General features: G+C 69.9%; 18 protein-coding genes. 15 read left to right on the forward strand and 3 right to left on the reverse strand.

What is annotated here, in order from left to right; genetic code table 11:
* Positions 1 to 111 precede the first annotated feature (111 nt).
* From FZ029_RS06925 to FZ029_RS06955, 7 genes are all read left to right on the forward strand, one after another.
* Positions 112 to 1,053: an ABC transporter permease gene (locus FZ029_RS06925; protein WP_149268562.1), complete on the forward strand. Its 942-nt coding sequence runs from the start codon at positions 112 to 114 to the stop codon at positions 1,051 to 1,053.
* Positions 1,054 to 1,067: 14 nt separating this feature from the next.
* Positions 1,068 to 1,976 (forward strand): ABC transporter permease, encoded by a 909-nt coding sequence (locus FZ029_RS06930; RefSeq protein ID WP_149268563.1) that lies wholly within the window; start codon positions 1,068 to 1,070, stop codon positions 1,974 to 1,976.
* 1 nt (position 1,977) lies between these two features.
* Positions 1,978 to 3,582 (forward strand): D-aminoacylase, encoded by a 1,605-nt coding sequence (locus tag FZ029_RS06935; RefSeq protein ID WP_149268564.1) that lies wholly within the window; start codon positions 1,978 to 1,980, stop codon positions 3,580 to 3,582.
* Between the two features lie 22 nt (positions 3,583 to 3,604).
* The gene (locus FZ029_RS06940; protein ID WP_149224340.1) at positions 3,605 to 3,988 is read left to right on the forward strand and encodes a RidA family protein; all 384 of its coding nucleotides are present in this window, start codon (positions 3,605 to 3,607) and stop codon (positions 3,986 to 3,988) included.
* A 65-nt stretch (positions 3,989 to 4,053) separates the two neighbouring features.
* Positions 4,054 to 5,112 carry an alanine racemase gene (locus FZ029_RS06945; RefSeq protein ID WP_149268565.1) on the forward strand — a complete coding sequence of 353 codons (1,059 nt, stop codon included), beginning with the start codon at positions 4,054 to 4,056 and terminating at the stop codon, positions 5,110 to 5,112.
* A 21-nt stretch (positions 5,113 to 5,133) separates the two neighbouring features.
* Positions 5,134 to 6,138 (forward strand): ABC transporter ATP-binding protein, encoded by a 1,005-nt coding sequence (locus FZ029_RS06950; RefSeq protein WP_149268566.1) that lies wholly within the window; start codon positions 5,134 to 5,136, stop codon positions 6,136 to 6,138.
* Positions 6,135 to 7,136 (forward strand): ABC transporter ATP-binding protein, encoded by a 1,002-nt coding sequence (locus FZ029_RS06955; RefSeq protein WP_149268567.1) that lies wholly within the window; start codon positions 6,135 to 6,137, stop codon positions 7,134 to 7,136. The genes FZ029_RS06950 and FZ029_RS06955 overlap by 4 nt, the downstream gene beginning before the upstream one ends.
* A 42-nt stretch (positions 7,137 to 7,178) precedes the next feature.
* Here FZ029_RS06955 and FZ029_RS06960 read toward each other — a convergent pair whose 3' ends face one another.
* Complete coding sequence (locus tag FZ029_RS06960; protein WP_149268568.1) at positions 7,179 to 8,126, reverse strand: AraC family transcriptional regulator; 948 nt, start codon at positions 8,124 to 8,126, stop codon at positions 7,179 to 7,181.
* A 99-nt stretch (positions 8,127 to 8,225) separates the two neighbouring features.
* Here FZ029_RS06960 and FZ029_RS06965 point away from each other — a divergent pair, with 99 nt between their 5' ends.
* Entirely contained in the window at positions 8,226 to 8,966 is a 741-nt protein-coding gene (locus FZ029_RS06965; protein ID WP_149268569.1) for an SDR family oxidoreductase, read from the forward strand.
* Positions 8,967 to 8,981: 15 nt separating this feature from the next.
* Here the strand turns inward: FZ029_RS06965 and FZ029_RS06970 are convergent, their stop codons facing one another.
* Complete coding sequence (locus FZ029_RS06970) at positions 8,982 to 9,884, reverse strand: LysR family transcriptional regulator (RefSeq protein WP_149268570.1); 903 nt, start codon at positions 9,882 to 9,884, stop codon at positions 8,982 to 8,984.
* A gap of 104 nt (positions 9,885 to 9,988) precedes the next feature.
* Between FZ029_RS06970 and FZ029_RS06975 the strand changes: the two genes are divergently transcribed.
* The 7 genes from FZ029_RS06975 to FZ029_RS07005 all read left to right on the forward strand — a co-directional run bounded on the left by FZ029_RS06975 (position 9,989) and on the right by FZ029_RS07005 (position 14,147).
* On the forward strand, positions 9,989 to 10,354 hold the full coding sequence (locus FZ029_RS06975) for an ethanolamine utilization protein (protein ID WP_149268571.1): 366 nt from the start codon (positions 9,989 to 9,991) through the stop codon (positions 10,352 to 10,354).
* A 115-nt stretch (positions 10,355 to 10,469) separates the two neighbouring features.
* Positions 10,470 to 11,012, forward strand: a complete 543-nt coding sequence (locus tag FZ029_RS06980) for a hypothetical protein (RefSeq protein ID WP_149268572.1) — start codon at positions 10,470 to 10,472, stop codon at positions 11,010 to 11,012.
* A gap of 225 nt (positions 11,013 to 11,237) precedes the next feature.
* Entirely contained in the window at positions 11,238 to 11,705 is a 468-nt protein-coding gene (locus FZ029_RS06985; RefSeq protein WP_149268573.1) for a hypothetical protein, read from the forward strand.
* A gap of 44 nt (positions 11,706 to 11,749) precedes the next feature.
* Entirely contained in the window at positions 11,750 to 12,109 is a 360-nt protein-coding gene (locus FZ029_RS06990; protein WP_149268574.1) for a hypothetical protein, read from the forward strand.
* 31 nt (positions 12,110 to 12,140) lie between these two features.
* Complete coding sequence (locus tag FZ029_RS06995) at positions 12,141 to 12,401, forward strand: hypothetical protein (protein WP_149268575.1); 261 nt, start codon at positions 12,141 to 12,143, stop codon at positions 12,399 to 12,401.
* Positions 12,402 to 12,603: 202 nt separating this feature from the next.
* Positions 12,604 to 13,314 (forward strand): Crp/Fnr family transcriptional regulator, encoded by a 711-nt coding sequence (locus tag FZ029_RS07000; protein ID WP_188051837.1) that lies wholly within the window; start codon positions 12,604 to 12,606, stop codon positions 13,312 to 13,314.
* A 116-nt stretch (positions 13,315 to 13,430) separates the two neighbouring features.
* On the forward strand, positions 13,431 to 14,147 hold the full coding sequence (locus FZ029_RS07005) for a hypothetical protein (RefSeq protein WP_149268577.1): 717 nt from the start codon (positions 13,431 to 13,433) through the stop codon (positions 14,145 to 14,147).
* A 6-nt stretch (positions 14,148 to 14,153) separates the two neighbouring features.
* Here the strand turns inward: FZ029_RS07005 and FZ029_RS07010 are convergent, their stop codons facing one another.
* Positions 14,154 to 16,970: an SUMF1/EgtB/PvdO family nonheme iron enzyme gene (locus FZ029_RS07010; RefSeq protein WP_149268578.1), complete on the reverse strand. Its 2,817-nt coding sequence runs from the start codon at positions 16,968 to 16,970 to the stop codon at positions 14,154 to 14,156.
* Positions 16,971 to 17,079 lie beyond the last annotated feature (109 nt).

The raw sequence follows: 17,079 nt of genomic DNA on the forward strand, positions 1-17,079 counted from the left end.
CATGCGCTTTTGGTTTCTTGGCTCACCCCTCACCCTCCCCACTTCGTGGGTCCCCTCCCTCTCCCGGGACGGGAGAGGGCTTGATTTTTCCCTCGGTCCGGGACCGCAACCATGCTCGTTTACATCGTCCGCCGGTTTGCCGGCATGATGGTCGTCATGCTGCTCGTCGCCATGGTGGTCTTCATGATCGCCCGCGTGGTGCCGGGCGATCCCGCCGCCGTCATGCTGGGGTCCTCCGCCACGCCGGAGGACATCGCGGCGCTGCGCGGCCGGCTGGGGCTCGACGAACCGCTGCTGACGCAGTTCCTGCTCTACCTCGGGCAGATCGTCCGCTTCGATCTGGGCGAGTCCATCTTCCTGAACCGCCCGGTGGCGCAGGCGCTGGCCGAACGGTCGGAGCTGACCGGGCTGCTGACGATGATGTCGGTGGGGATCGCCATGCTGATCGGTGTGCCGGTCGGCATCCTGTCGGCGGCCAAGCGCGGCGGACTGGTGGACCAGACCGCGGTCGGGCTCGCCATGCTGGCGGCGAGCATTCCCAGCTTCTGGATCGGGCTGACCCTGATCAAGTATCTGGCGGTCGACCATGCCTGGTTCCCGGTCGCCGGCTACGGACCGCCCGAAGCCGACCTGATCGAGCGGATGCGCCATCTGGTGCTGCCGGCCATCGCGCTCGGCATTCCGAACTCGGCGCTGATCCTGCGCTTCACCCGCACCAGCATGCTGGACGTGATGAGCCAGGATTATGTGCGCACCGCGCGGGCCAAGGGCCTGCCGCCGCTGGTCGTCGTGCTGAAGCATGCGCTGCGCAACGCGATGATCCCGATCCTGACGGTGATCGGCCTGACCACCGCGGTGATGATCGCCGGCGCCATCGTGACGGAAACCGTGTTCGGCCTGCCCGGCGTCGGCAACCTGATCGTCTCCGCCGTGCTGCGCCGCGACTACCCGGTGATCCAGGGCGCCCTGCTGGTGGTGTCCGCCATCTATGTGCTGATCAACCTGACGGTCGACCTGCTCTATGCCGTGGTCGATCCGCGGGTCCGTTATTGAGAGGGAGGGTTTCCATGACAAGCGTCCCCGCCGGTCACGGCAGCGTCCCCCTTCCCTCCTCCGCCAAATCGCGGCACAGCCGGTCGCCGGCCGCCCTGCTGATGCGCCAGCTGTTCCGCCGCCGGCTGGTGGTGCTGTCCTTCCTGATCATGCTGGCGATCCTGGCGGTGGCGCTGCTGGCACCGTGGATCACGCCGTTCAACCCGATGAAGATGGACATCCTCGGTCGGCTGAAGCCGCCGTCCGCCGCCCACTGGTTCGGCACCGACGAGTATGGCCGCGACGTGCTGTCCCGCGTGATGCTGGGCGCCCGGCTGTCGCTGCTGGTCGGCCTGCTGGTGGTGGTGGTGGCGACGCTGCTCGGCACGCTGCTGGGGCTTGCCGCCGGCTATGTCCGGCCGCTGGACGGGCTGCTGATGCGGCTGACCGACGCGCTGATGGCCTTCCCCGACATCCTGCTCGCCATCGCCTTCATGGCGGCGCTGGGGCCGTCGCTCTACAACGTCGTGCTGGCGCTCGGCATCGTCTACACCCCGCGCGTCGCCCGCGTGGTGCGCGCCGCCTGCCTTGTTGTGCGCGAGATGCCCTTCATCGAGGCGGCGACGGCGCTCGGCGCCTCCACCCCGCGCATCGTCTTCCTGCACATCCTGCCCAACCTGATCTCCCCGATCCTGGTGCAGGCCACCTTCATCTTCGCCTACGCCATTTTGACGGAGGCGGCGCTGTCCTTCCTCGGCGTCGGCGTGCCGCCGACCACGCCGACCTGGGGCAACATGATCGCCGGCGCCCAGCAGTATTTCCAGCAGGCCGACTGGCTGATCCTGTTCCCCGGCTGCGCCATCGTCCTGACCGTGCTGTCGTTGCAGATCGTCGGCGACGGGCTGCGCGACGCGCTCGACCCCCGGCTCCAGAAGGTGAAGTGAGATGAGTGCCACTTTCCTCCTCAAGGGCGCCCGAATCATCGACGGCACCGGCGCCCCCTGGTTCCCGGCCGACGTGTTGGTGGAGCGCGGACGCATCGCCGCCGTCGGCCCGATGCTAGACACGCCGGACGCCGAACCGCTGGAGGCGCAAGGCCGTTTCCTCGCCCCCGGCTTCATCGACGCCCATTGCCACGATGATCTGATCCAGCTGCGCCAGCCCGGCCGGCCGGAGAAGGTGGCGCAGGGCGTCACCACCGTGGTAGTCGGCAACTGCTCCTTCGGCCTCTACCCGCAGAACCCGGAGAGCAGCGGCCCTCTACGCGAGCATTTCGGCAACCTGCTGGGCACGGTGGCGAGCGAAGAAACCTTTGCCGACTTCGCCGGCTACCGCGCCGCGCTCGACGGGCGCGGCACCGCGATCAACCTCGTCTCGCTGGTCGGGCACGCCGCGCTTCGCCTCGCAGTCATGGGCTGGCAGAACCGCGCCGCCACCCCCGATGAGCGCGAGGCGATGGCAAACCTGCTGGCGGACCAGCTTCGCCAGGGCGCTCACGGCCTGTCACTCGGCCTCGTCTATCCGCCCAGCGCCTGGGCCGACCGGGCAGAGCTGGTGCGGCTGGCGGAGGTGGTGGCGGCGCATGGCGCGCTGTTGACCGCCCATGTCCGCTCCTACGAGGGCGGGCTGATCGCCTCGGTGGACGAGTTCCTCGACCTGCTGAAGGCCGGCGGGGCGAGCGGCCTGCTGTCGCACCTGCAAGCCGCCGGACGGCCCTATTGGGGCAGCCTGCCGCGCGCGGTGGAGCGGATGGAGATCGCGCGGCACGACGGCACCGACGTCAGCTTCGACATGTACCCCTACCCGGCCGGGTCCAGCACCATCCTGCAACTGCTGCCGCCCTCGGCGCTGGCGGGCGGGGTGGAGGCGCTGCTCGCCCGCATGGCCGACGCCGACGGTCTGGCGGCGCTGCGCCGCGCGGTGGAGGACGGCGAGGCTCCCAACGATGCCGGCTGGGAATCCAAGATCCGCCTGATCGGCTGGGAGAATGTCCGCATCGGCGGCGTTTCGGCGGACGACCTGCGCAGCCTGGAAGGGTTGTCGCTGACCGAGATCGCCGAAGTCGCGAAGGAGCAGCCCTTCGACACGCTGGTCCGGCTGATCCGCGCCGACCGTGGCCGGACCAACATCGTCATGTTCCAGCTGGCCGAGGCCGATCTGGAAACCGCGCTGTCTCACCCGTTGCACATGCTGGGGTCGGACGGTCTGCCGCGCGAGACCGGCAAGCCGCATCCCCGCGCCTTCGGCAGCTTCCCGCGCTACCTCGCCCGCGCCATCAAGGGCGAGGGCAGGCTGGGGCTGGAGGACGCCGTCCGCCACATGACCGCCGTCCCGGCGCAGCGCTTCGGCCTGTCCGACCGCGGTCTGATCCGGCCGGGCATGGTGGCCGACCTGACCCTGTTCACCGCCGACGTGGCCGATCGCGCGACCTTCCAGGATCCGACGCGCCCGCCCCACGGCATCACCGACGTGCTCGTCGCCGGACAGTTCGTCCTGCGGGACGGCGGGCACACCGGCGCGCGCCCGGGCAAGACCCTGACCCGCGCCTGACATTTCAACCAGTGAGGACCCGATGACCAACCGCAAGCCGATCTTCGCCGAAAAGGGTGCGAAGCCCGCCGGCCAGTACAGCCACGCCATCGTCGCGAACGGCTTCGTCTATGTGTCGGGCCAGGGGCCGCACCATCCGGAGACCGGCGCGCTGCCCGAGGACTTCGCCGGCGAGGTGCGCCAGACCCTGCGCAACCTGGAGATCATCCTGAAGGCCGCCGGCACCGACCTCGCCCATGTGGTGAAGGTCAACAGCTACCTCAGCGACCTCGGCCGCTTCCAGGAATACAACGCGCTCTATTCGGAGTTCTTCCCGACCGAGCCGCCGGCCCGCACCACCATCGGCTGCCAGCTGAACAACATCCAGGTCGAAATCGACTGCATCGCCGTCCTGCCGACAGCGTAACATTCCGAGCGGCCGATCCCGCCGGGGTCGGCCCCTTTCCCAAATCAGAGTTCCGGAGCGGTCCCATGCGCGTCGACGATCTCGACACCCCCGTCCCCGTCATCGACCTCGACCGGGTCGAACATAACCTGACCAAGATGCAGGCCTATTGCGACCGGCACGGGTTGGCGCTGCGCCCGCACATCAAGACCCACAAGCTTCCCCAATTCGCGCTCCGCCAGATCGAGCTGGGCGCCGTCGGCATCACCTGCCAGAAGATCAGCGAAGCGATGGTGATGGCCGAAGCCGGCTGCAAAGACATCCTGCTGACCTACCCCATCGTCGGCGCCGCCAAGGTGAAGCCGCTGGCCGAGTTGGCCCGCAAGACGAAGCTGACGGTGGCGCTGGACAACGCCGTCGCCCTTGACACCGTGGCCGCCGCCGCCGCGCAGGCCGGCGTCGAGATCGGCATCCTGGTGGAGTTCGACAGCGGCGACGGCCGTTGCGGCGTGCAGACCCCGGACGAGGTGCTGACGCTGGCCCGCCGCGCCGCCGGCAACGGCCTGACCCGCTTCCGCGGCCTGATGACCTACCCGCGCGGCCCCCGCACCGTTCCCTTCGTCGCCGAGACCCGCAGGTTGCTGGACGGCGCCGGGATCGCGGTGGAGACGGTGTCGGTCGGCGGCACCCCCGGCTGCTGGGACACGCACGAGCTTCCCGGCGTGACCGAACTGCGCGTCGGCACCTACATCTATCACGACCGCGCCACCGTCGGCGCCGGGGTGGCGACGCTGGACGAATGCGCCGTGCATGTCCACGCCACCGTGGTCAGCCGCCCGACCCCCGACCGCGCCGTTCTGGATTGCGGCAGCAAGACCCTGTCGAGCGACCGCGTCGCCCCGTCGGTCGGCGAAGGCTTCGGCCTGATCCTCGATTACCCCGACGCGGTGATCGTCCGCGTCAACGAGGAGCATGCGGTGGTCGACCTCAGCAAGAGCGCGGAGCGGCCGGAGATCGGCGACCGCGTGATGATCCTGCCCAACCATGTCTGCGTGGTGACCAACCTGCACGACCGCATGGCGATCAGCCGCAACGGCGAGGTCGTCGGCGACTGGCCGGTGCCGGCACGCGGCTGTACCCGCTGACCCCAACCCCTGGATCCGGCCATGGACGCTGACCTCACGCTCGACATCCGCAACCTGCAAACCCACTTCACCGCCGATCCCGGTGTGTCGAAGGCGGTGGACGGCGTGTCCTTCGCCGTGCGCCGCAACGAGACGCTGGCCGTCGTCGGCGAATCCGGCAGCGGCAAGTCGGTGACCAGCCTGTCGGCGATGCGGCTGATCCCGTCGCCGCCGGGCATCATCGCCGGCGGCGAGATCCTGTTCCGTGGCCGCGACGGGCAGGTGCGCGACCTCGCCCGCCTCAGCGAGCGCGCGATGCGCAGCGTCCGCGGCAACGAGATCGGCATGATCTTCCAGGAGCCGATGACCTCGCTGAACCCGGTCTACACCGTCGGCGACCAGATCGGCGAGGCGCTGCGCTACCACCAGGGCCTCGACCGCCGGGCGGCGCGGGCGGAGGCGCTGGCCATGCTGAAGAAGGTCGGCATCCCGGCGGCGGACCGCCGGCTGGACGAGTATCCGCACCAGATGTCGGGCGGCATGCGCCAGCGCGTGATGATCGCCATGGCGCTGGCCTGCCGCCCCACCCTGCTGATCGCCGACGAGCCGACCACCGCGCTCGACGTGACCATCCAGGCGCAGATCCTCGACCTGATGCGGCGGCTGCAGGAGGAAACCGGCACCTCCATCCTGTTCATCACCCACAATCTGGGCGTGGTGGCGGAGGTGGCGCACCGGGTGGTGGTGATGTATGCCGGCCGCATCGTCGAGGAGGGCGATGTCCGCTCCCTGCTGAAATCGCCCAAGCACCCCTACACCCGCGGGCTTCTGGCCTGCATGCCGCATCTGGGCCAGCGACGCGGCGACGGCGGCCGGCTGTACGCCATCCCCGGCAGCGTCCCCAGCCCGGTGAACCGCCCGTTGGGGTGCACCTTCGCCCCGCGCTGCGCGCTGGCCGAACCCGCCTGCACCGCCGCCGAACCCGTGCTGGAGCCGGTCGGCCCCGACCATTCCGCCCGCTGCCGCCGCTGGAGAGACGTGCAATGAGCGCCGTGACCGTTACCGAACAACCCCTGCTGAGCGTCCGCAACCTGGAAAAGCGATTTCCCGTGCGCGGCGGGCTGCTGCAGCGGCCGGTCGGCTGGGTCAAGGCGGTGGACGACCTGTCCTTCGACCTCAATCGCGGCGAGGTGCTGGGGCTGGTCGGCGAATCAGGCTCCGGCAAGACCACTGCCGGGCGCAGCATCCTGCGTCTGATCGAGCCGACCGCCGGCTCCATCCGCTTCGACGGGCAGGAAATCACCGGTCTGCCGACGGCCGAGATGCGGGCGCAGCGCCGCCGCATGCAGATCGTCTTCCAGGACCCCTATGCCAGCCTCGACCCGCGCCAGCGCGTGCGCGACGCGATCGGCGAGGCGCTGGTGATCCACGGCATCGGCACCCGCGCCGACCGCCGCGACCGCGTCGCCGCGCTGCTGGAGAAGGTCGGCCTGGCCGCAGACGCCATGGATCGCTTCCCGCACGAGTTCTCCGGCGGTCAGCGCCAGCGCATCGGCATTGCCCGCGCGCTGGCGGTGGAGCCCGACTTCATCGTGGCGGACGAGCCGGTATCGGCGCTCGACGTCTCGGTTCAGGCGCAGGTGGTGAACCTGCTGGGCGATCTGCAGCGCGAGCTGGGGCTGGCGGTGCTGTTCATCGCCCATGATCTGGCGGTGGTGCGCTACATCAGCGACCGGGTTGCGGTGATGTATCTCGGCCGCCTGATGGAAATCGCGCCGAGCGATTCCCTCTACGAGCGCCCGCGCCATCCCTACACCATGGCCCTGCTGTCCGCCGCCCCCAACCCGGACCCCGACGCGCCGAAGTCCCGCATGCTGCTGGACGGCGACGTGCCGAGCCCGATGAACCCGCCCTCCGGCTGCGTCTTCCGCACCCGCTGCCCCTTCGCCCTGCCCGCCTGCGCGGAGCCGGAGGCGAGGGCACTGCGGCAGGTGGCGCCGGGGCATTCGGTGTCGTGCATCCGGGACGATGTGGCGGCGGTCTGAACGGTTCCTTTGCATCTGATAGCGACGCCGAGCGATCCATCCTCACGGCGCGACGCCGGCCATCGCGGCCCCGGCAGGCGTCGCCTCCCCCTCCTCCTGCCGGCGCGCATAGACCGTCGGCGGCACGCCGACATGGCGGGTGAAGGCGACGCTGAACGTGCTGGCGGAGCTGTAGCCGACGCGCTCGGCGACATCGGCGATCCCGCCGTCGCGCCGGCGGAGCATGTCCTTGGCCAGGGCCATGCGCCATTGCAGCAGATATTCCATGGGGGCGACGCCGACCGCCTGCCGGAACCGCTCGAAGAAGGTCGAACGCGACAGCGCCGCCTCCTTCGCCAGTTGGGCGACCGTCCAGGGCGCGGTCGGTCGTTCATGGATGTGCCGGAGAGCGACGGCGAGCCGGTCGTCGCCCAGCCCCCGCAGCAGTCCCGGCGATCCGGTCGACACCGTCGTGGACCGCAGGGCCTCGATCAGCAGAATCTCCAGCAGGCGCGCCAGGATCACCTCGCGCGCCGGCCGCAGCGCGCGCGATTCCTCGTTCACCATCCGCACCAGCGCGCTCAGCCGCTTCTCGCCACGGACATGCACCAGTTGCGGCAGCAGCGACACCAGCAGGTCCGCGTCGGGCGACGCGAAGGCGCAGTAGCCGACCAGATTGCAGACATCCGGTGACCGGTCGGGACTGCCCAGCAGATATTCTCCCGGCCGCAGTTCGACCGGACGGGTATCGGCGGCCCCCGGCGGCATCGGCGCGATGCTCGCCACCGTGAACTCGTTGGCCGCGGGGATCAGCACGAAGTCATCAGCCTCCAGGGTGATCGGATCGCCCCCGCCGAGGCTCAGGCGGCACGAGCCGTCGAGGACCACGCAATAGAACGGCCGCCCGGCCTCCGTCCGCCGCACCCGCCAGCAACCGGCCCCATAGGTGAGTTTCGAGAACGAGGCGCTCGGACGGAGCAGGCTGACCACCTGCGCCAGGGGATCGACCACATTCGGACTCCTGCAAATGATTTCCGGACTTCCGATTGTAGATGGTCCAGCCGTTGCGGTCTATCTTCCGCTTCGCACCATTTCAGCAGGAGCCCTTCCATGAAAACCATCCTCATCACCGGCTGCTCGTCCGGCTTCGGCCTGGAGACTGCCCGTCATTTCCTCGACCGCGACTGGACCGTCATCGCCACCATGCGCACCCCGCGCGAGGATGTTCTGCCGCGCTCGGACCGCCTGCGCATCCTCCGCCTCGACGTCACCGATGCGGACAGCATCGGCCGGGCGGTGGAACAGGCCGGAGCGGTCGATGTGCTGGTCAACAATGCCGGCATCGGCCTGCTGGGCGCGCTGGAAGGGGTGACGATGGACAGCGTGCGCGAGATCTTCGCGACCAACGCCTTCGGCACCATGGCGATGACCCAGGCGCTGCTGCCGCAATTCAGGGCGCGGAAGTCGGGGGTCATCGTGAACGTCACCTCCAGCGTGACGCTGAAGCCGCTGCATCTGCTCTCGGTCTATACGGCGAGCAAGGCGGCGGTGAACGCCTTCACCGAATCGCTGGCTCTGGAACTGGAGCCGTTCAATGTGCGGACGCATCTGGTCCTTCCCGGCCGGGCGCCGGACACCGCCTTCGGCGAGAATGCCCGGTCCCGCATGCGCGACGCCATTCCGGAGGCTTATGCGCCCCTGGCGCAAAGCGTCTTCGCGGCATGGCAGCAGCCGGGTCCGGTCACCCACGCCACCGATGTCGCGGAAGCGGTGTGGCGCGCGGCGACCGATCCGTCCTGCCCGATGCGCCTTGCCGCCGGTGCCGACGCGGTGGCGCTCGCATCGGCCTGAGGATCGCGCTTGCGGTCAGCCGTTGCTCCGAAGCGCGTCCGCGACGGCGCGCACGGCCGGAGACAACGGCGCACCCGCTGCATAATAGAGATGGAATCCGGGAAAACTCGGCGACCAGTCGGTCAAGACCCGCCGCAGCCGTCCGTCGTCGATCATCGGCTGCACGACGCGGTCGATGCCATGCCACAGGCCGACGCCGCCGATCGCCGCATTCAGCATGAGGTCGGCGTCGTCCGTGACCAGCGTGCCGCCGACGTCGAGCACCACCGTTTCGCCGTCGCGCTCGAAGATCCAGCGGTAGAGCGCGCCGGCCGGGCCGCTGAGACAGCCGATGCAGCGGTGGCGCACCAGATCGGCAGGATGGAGCGGGGGCGGATGATCCGCGAAATAGCCTGGCGAACCGACCACCGCGGCGGTGAACGGCTTGGTCAGCGCCACGGCCACCATGTCCTGCGCCACTTCGTTGCCGTACTGGATGCCAAGGTCGAATCCCTCGGTCAGGTCGCCCGGCCATTCGGCCGTGCGCACGTCAAGCGTCACATGCGGACAGTCGCGGGCCAGCCGCCGGACCGCCGGCTCGACCAGCATCTGGATCGCCAGCCGCGGCGCCGCCAACCGAACGGTGCCGACCGGCGCACCCTCCGGTATGCCGACCGCCGCCACGGCGTCGTCCAGCCGCGCCAACACCGGCCGCAAATCCTGCAGGAGCTTGGCGCCGGCCTCCGTTACCGTCACCGCCCGCGTGGTCCGGTTCAACAGCCGCTGGCCGATCCGATCCTCGAAGGCGCGGACGGCGTGGCTCAGCGTCGATGGCGTCAGGCCCAGTTCGGCCGCCGCCCGGCGGAAGCTGCATGCTTCCGCCACCGCGACGAAGGCCCGCAGCTCCGCATATTCCCCCGGCTTCAGGCGTCTGCGCATTGCTGAATGTCACCCACCATGCTGTTGAACCGTCGCCGCCTTATGCGGAAGCCCGCGCGATACTAGCTGAGGTGGATCGGACCCACCATTCCAAGGAGGCGCAGATGACCGTCCGCAAATTCGCCCTGACCGACGTTTCGCTGGAGCGCACCCCCGGCCAGCAGGCCGACGTGTTCGTCGGCAACGCGATCGACCAGCGCCACGGCGCCCCGATCACCATCGGCTACGGCCGCTACGAGCCCAACCAGAGCATCGACGAGGATATTGCCGTCGACGACGTGATGGTGGTGCTGGAGGGGCGGGTCTCGGTCGCGTCCGACGCCGGCACGGTCACCGCCGGCCCCGGCGAGATCGTCCACATGCCCAAGGGCTCGTCCGTCACGATCCGCTCGCACGAGCAGGGCGCTCTTACCGCCTACGTCACCTATCCGCACTGGCGAGAGGCGCATCCCGACGCAAAACCGCGCTGATCGGGAAAAGGCGCAAGTTTGTGGTGCGGCTCACATCCTGGAATCCGGGGTTTGGGTAGGGTCTGTCCATCGGCAACACGCCGCATCCCGCGGCCCCGAGACAGGAGACCAGATCATGATCCGCACCTCCCTGCTGACCGGCTTCGCTTCCCTCGCCCTGTTCGCCGCCCCGGCGATGGCCCAGAACATCTCCGACATCTCCAACACCGCGGCCGGCATCGGCAACACCGCCAACCAGAGCGCGCTGGTCATGCAGAAGTCGAAGGGTCCCTTCGCCGGGCCGAACGTCGCCACCGTGTCGAACCTCGCCGCCGGCATCGGAAACACGGCCAACCAGGGCGCCTTCGTGAAGCAGCGCAGCGGCGGCGTGTTCGGCGGCGGCTCGGCGGCGACCATCGGCAACACCGCCGCCGGCATCGGCAACAACGCAGGCCAGATGGCCACGGTGATGCAGCGCAGCGGCGGCCTGCTGAGCGGCGGCTCGGTCGCCAATGTCGGCAACACGGCGGCCGGCATCGGCAACACCGCCCTGCAGAACGGCACCGTGCTGCAGCGCTCCGGCGGGCTGCTCGGTCCCTTCAACCACAGCTCCATGCAGAACCTGTCGGCCGGCGTCGGCAACTTTGCCGGACAGAGCGCCCTGGTCAAGCAGCGCTGACCGCCGCCCCTCCTTCCAGGCTTCCTCCCCAGACCTCGCTCCGGCCGGTTACCCGGCCGGAGCTTTCTTTTGCCCAAATGCCGCCGCAAGGGACCTTCCCGGAAAAGGCCGGCCAACTGTGGGTCAGCTCACAGAAGCCTTCCGGGCACTCCACTAAGCTTCCTTCAAGAGAACATCGGGGCGCGGAAGCCCGAAGCCTCACCCCCCATCGAAGGAACCCTCGCCATGATCCGCAATATCGTTCTGGGCGCTCTCGCCACCGCCCTGCTCGCCACCCCCGCCCTGGCGCAGCCCAAATCCGCTGCCGGCCCCGGCCTGCCCGCCATGATGGCCGTTCCCGGACTGGTCAACACCAACGTCGCCAACGCCACCAATGTCGGCGCCGGCATCGGCAACTCGGCGCAGCAGCAGGGCGCCGTCTTCCAGGGCGGCGGCGGTGCGCCCATCCGCGGCGTCGGCCCGCTGGTCAGCACCAACGTCGGCACCGCCACCAACGTCGCCGCCGGCATCGGCAACAGTGCCGGGCAGAGGCTGCTCGGCTTCCAGGGCAACGCCCAAGGGAGCGGCGTTCAGGTCGGGCTGAATTTCAGCGGCCGCGGTCCTCTGGTCAGCACCAATGTCGGGGTCGGCACCAACGTCACCGCCGGTCTCGGCAACAGCGCCAGCCAATCGCTGACCGGCCTGCGCCGCTGACCCCCCACTTCCATCCCTAACCCCCCTCGCCCGGGAGGCCACCGATGCCGAAGCTCCCGCTCAAATTCCCGACAATCCTGACCATCGCCGCGCCCGTCCTGCTGTTCGCCGCTCTTTCGGCACCGGTGCAGGCCGGCTCCCTCGCCTGCCAGACGGTCAACGGCAAGACCGTCTGCATGCGGGGATCGGGAACGCTGAGCTGCGTGACGGTCGATGGCCTGACCCGCTGCTCCGCCACGCCGTCCGACCGGCGGTCGGAGGTCGTTCCCGATGCGGAAACCCTTCTGCTGCCCCGCCCGGTCGCCCCCGACCTGCACGGCCTCCTCGACCGCCGGGGCTTCCCGTTCGGCCATCAGGCCCGCTCGCTAGACCTGGATGACGACGACGACCCGGATATCGACTGATCCCCACCACACCCGAACCGGAGACTCCGCCATGTCCCGCCTTTTGACCCTGTCGCTGGCGCTTGCCACGATTGCCGCAGCGCCGGCCTTCGCCGCGACGCCGACCCTGTCCTACACACGGGCCACCACGCTCGGCCCGCTGATCCTCCAGCCGGCCCCCGGCATCCCGAAGCCGCCGCCCTGCCTGACCTGCGGCCGGACGACCTTGCCGGGGTTCACGCCGGGTCCGACCTTCGGCGGCGACCGCGCCCTGAACCCGCAGCCGCTGCCGCCGAAGGCGATCTTCCGCTGATCACGGACTTTCCAATCGAAGGGCGACCGGCCAGCGCCGGCCGCCCTTTTCGTGTCCGCCCAGCGCACGGACGGCGCAGAAGCGCCAACGACGGCGTACCGCCTTTGACGGAGTAAGACGGCCCGGTTGCCGGCGTACCATTCCCTGGCTGGAGAAGCGGCCCGCGATGTCAGCCACGATGTCAGCCAGGGGGGTGGCGGCCATGACCGCGATACGGATCAACTTCGACAAGGATCTCGTCCTCGCCGGGCATTTCCTGCTCAAGCATCTGGAGCGGGAGGAACGGCAGCGTCTGGCCAATACCGCCCGGCTGTCCCACCACCCGCGCGGCGCCATGATCTTCCAGAAGGGCGACCCGGGCGACAGCATGATGGCGGTCATCCGCGGCCGGGTGAAGATCTGCTGCCACTCGATGGACGGCAAGGAGCTGGTGCTGAGCATCATCAACAAGGGTGGCCTGTTCGGCGAGATCGCGCTCCTGGACGGCGAGCCGCGCACAGCCGACGCGGTGGCGCTGGAGGAGACCGACCTGCTGGTCCTCGACCGGTCGCAGCTGATGCCGGTGCTGACGGCCCGGCCCGATCTGGCCTTCCGCATCATCGGCGTGCTGTGCAAGCGGCTGCGCACGACCAGCGAGCATCTGGAGGACACGCTGTTCCTGGAAGCGTCCTCCCGCTTCGCCCGCGCCCTGAAACGGCTGGGCGAGGCCTTCGGCAAGCCGGGGCCGCAGGGGCTGCGGCTGGACATCAAGCTGTCGCAGCAGCAGCTCGGCTGCCTCGTCGGCGTGTCGCGGGAGAGCGTCAACAAGCTGCTGAACGAATGGCAGCGCGCCGGGGTGATCGAAATGGATGCCGGCTGCATCGTCATCCGCGACACCGGCGCGCTGGACGAAATCGCCGAATCCTGCGGTTGAGGCGCCCGATCGACACCATCCTGTGAGCCGCGCCACAGCGCCCGCCCGGACGTCCGCCGTACCCTGCTCCCATACGCGGCCCCCAGACCCGGCCGCCGTTCCGGAGGGAGCCCCCCATGACGATGTCGCCGCGAACCGCCCTTCTACCCACGGTCGCCGCCCTGCTGCTGACCGCCGGGACGGCCGCAGCCCAGGTCACCGGCGGCATCGCCTTTCCACCCGGCCCCATCCCCGGCGCCGCGATGGCGCAGGCCTTCTCCCAGGCGCCGCGCCTGCCGGTGTCGGTGAACCCGACACCCCGCGGCGCGCCCCCCGGCGCGATGGTGACCAACCCGTCGGTCCGCCGGTCTTCCGTGAACCAGCAGGCGATCACCCGCATCCGCGGCGACGCCGGCTATCTCGCCGGCTTCAACAAGGGCCAGCCGCTGGCCGCCAGCCGCCAGCCGCCGGTGCAGCCCGATCCCGGCTTCACCATCATCGATGCGCCCTTCATCGTGAACAACTTCAACAGCGCGCTGAACTTCGCCTTCGGCGACGGCAACGTCAGCCAGCAGCAGCTCGGCGACGGCAGCGCCGGCCCGGTGGAGACCGCCACCCCGGCCCCGCCGGCACCCGAACCGACCCCGGCCCCGGCCCCGGCCCCCGCTCCGTCCGCCAAGCCCGCCGGCCCGTCGACGCTGGATCTGCTGATGAGCACGGCCGGGCCGCTGCCGCATCTGCCCACGGCACTGGCCAATGGCGGTGTGCAGTTCAACAACGTGAACACCGTGACCAACACCGCCGTCGGCACGCACAACCGCGCAACCCAGAACACCGTCACCGTCCAGCGCTGAACGCCGTCAGTTCACCTCGCGCGCCACCCGGAAGCCATTGGTGAGGTAGCGCACGTCGATGTCGTAGCTGTTGCGCACCGTGCCATTGATCGCCTCCGGCTTGTCGCGCCAGGAGCCTCCGCGCAGCACCCGCTTGCGGCAGTCGCCGCGGGTCCAGGCGCTGCCATCGTCCGGCGCGCCTTGATAGTTCCTGTTCCAGCAGTCCTCGACCCATTCCGCCACGCTGCCGTTCATGTCGTGCAGGCCGAAGGGGTTCGCCTTGTAGCTGCCGGCCGCGATCGGGGTCAGATGTTCGTGCGGGCCGCCGCAGCCGTCGCAGTCGGCATGGGTCCCGCCCTCCCCTCCCCACCAGTAGGGCGTCGTTGTGCCGGCGCGCGCGGCGAATTCCCATTCCGCCTCGCTCGGCAAGCGGTAACGCTGTCCGGTCTTGCGGCTGAGCCATGCCACATAGGCCTGGGCATCCTGCCAATGCAGATTGTGGACGGGCGTGCCGTCGGTGGGGTTGACCATGCGCGGCATGTCGGTGCAGCCGCCCTCCTGGATGCAGGCGCGCCATTCGCCGACCGTCACCTCATACATGCCGAGCGCGAAGGGCTTGCCAATGGTGACGCGGTGGACCGGCCGCTCCGACGGGTCGCCCCGATCGTTCCCCATCATGAAGCTGCCGGCCGGCACCCGCACCAGCACCGGGCAGGTCGGGCAATCCTGGAAGCTGTTGCCGTTGCCATGGTTGCGCGCCGTCCCGTTGCCCTGCGCCGGTGCGGGCGGTGCGGTCGCCGCCACCTGCGGCTCGGCCTTGGAGGGCTCGGGCGGTGGCGGTTTGATGGCTGCCTCCACCACGGGTGCCACCGGGGGTGCCACTGGGGGTGCCGCCGCCTGTGCCGGCAGCGGTTCATGCTTCAACAGGTTGGCGGCAATAAAGCCCTGGGTGCCGTCCTCCAGCGCGATGCGGTACCACCCGCCCTCCGGCACACGGCCCAGCACCTGCACCGCCGATCCGCGCGCCACCCGGCCGACCCGCGCGCCACTGTTGGCCGGCGCCGCCCGCAGCACGCTGTCCACCGTGGCTGTGTAGCGTCCGGGTTCCGCCGGCTCCAGGCCGGGGCCCAACGTCGCGTCCTGCTTGGCCGGCTCCTGTTTGGCCGCCTCCTGCCTGGTCTCCGCCTTTGGGGGCTCTTCCGCCCGCTTGCCGGCGAGTGTCAGCGTTTCCAGCTGGCGGCGGGCAAGGGGGGCATAGCCGCTGCCGCCGAACAGCTGCAGGAAGGCCTGATAGTCGCCCGGCTCCCTGCTGGACTGGACGCGCTTCCACAGGCTGTCCTCCAGCTCCGCCACCGGCGTGGTTCCCGGCGGCGCGATCTCCACGCCGACACTCGCCGTGGCGGTGCCGCCGCGCCCGTCGTCGACGCTGTAGCGCAGGGTTCCCGCCGGTCCGGGGGCCGCGGCCTCCGGGTCGAAGGTCAGCGCGGTCAGCGCCTGGACGGTCAGCCGGTCGCCCGGTTTCACCACCGCCGCGCCGTCATGGACACTGCCGCGCTCCGGCACGGCGGTGACGGTGACGGTCAGCGGGTCGCCGTCCGGATCGGCCGGGGCATCGATCCCCATCGGGTTGCCGGCGACGCGCAGCTTGCGCTCCGCCACCACGGCCGGCGGCTGGTTGCTCGGCTTTATGGTGACCGGGATGGTGCCGGTGACCATGCCGCCGCGGCCGTCGGCCACCAGGAACTCGAAGGCGCCGGCTTCCCCACGGAAGCTGCCGTCGGGCTTGAAGCTGGTGGCCGCCAGTTGCTCCACCGTCAGATAGTCGCCGATCAGCACGCTGCGTTCGCCGACGCGGACGGTGCCGCCGCGCGGCAGGCCGGTGATGCGGGCGTACATCTGGTCGTCGTCGGGATCGGTCGGCTTGCCGGCCCCCAGCGGCTCCGGGCCAGAATGGTCGAGCACGGTCAATACCCGAAGCTCCCCCAGCACCGGCGGCCGGTTGGGCGGGCGCGGGTTGAAGTAGAAGGGCGTGGCGCCGAGCGAGCCGTAGACGAAGGGCTCCTGCCGGCCGTTGGTCGCCTGCTTCACCGTATCGCGCACATTGCGGAAGAACAGGCTCAGTTCCAGCCCCGGCGTCTGGAGATGCTGGAGCAGCGCCGCGCTGAAGGGGCTGTGGTCGCCGGTGCCGTCCTCCGCCAACTGGTCGGCGCGGGTCGCCATCGCCACCAGCGTGTCGCTCGGCGTGTCGTCGACGCTGCCGAAGCCGGGATGCGCCTGATTGCGATTGGAACCGCTGCGGGTCAGGCGGTCGACGAAGGGATTGTTGCGGCAGGCGTCGAGGATGAGGATGCCCAGCTTGCGCGCGCCGGCCAGCTCCCCCATCGGCAGGTTCAATGGGATCGCCTCATAGACCAGATCGCGTTCGCGCTCCAGTTGGGCGTCGGCGGGCAGCAGATAATTGACGCCGTTCACCTGGATGCCGTGCCCGGCATAGAAGATCACCGCCACGTCGGCCTGCGAGGCCTTGATGCCGAACCGGCGCAGGGCGACGGCGAAGCCGCGGGCGTCCAGGTCGTACTCCTCGTCCACCGTGAAGTTCAGCGCCCGCAGCGCCTCGCCAATGGCACGGGCATCATTGCGCGGGTTCAGCAGTTCCGGCGCGTTGCGGTATTTGCTGACCCCGATCACCAGCGCCAGCCGGCTTTCCGCCGCGGCGCCGGCTCCCGGCCCTTGCCCGCCGCCCGCCGAGCGGGCCGCATGCGCAAAGCCGCCCGGCACCGCGACCGCCAGCAGGAGCAGCAGCACCGCGAAAAGCGTCCGGCAGGGTCCGACCGGTCCCATCATCCCCGCCTCCGTCCCCGAGCAATGAGCCCCCTTCAGCCACGTCGATTGACCACGTCGATCGATTGCGTCCGGCCATGGGGGTCGCCGGCAAGGCTTGCGACGCATAGCG

The organism is Azospirillum sp. Sh1, from assembly GCF_008365135.1.
In the GTDB taxonomy this organism is placed as follows: Bacteria; Pseudomonadota; Alphaproteobacteria; order Azospirillales; family Azospirillaceae; genus Azospirillum; species Azospirillum oryzae.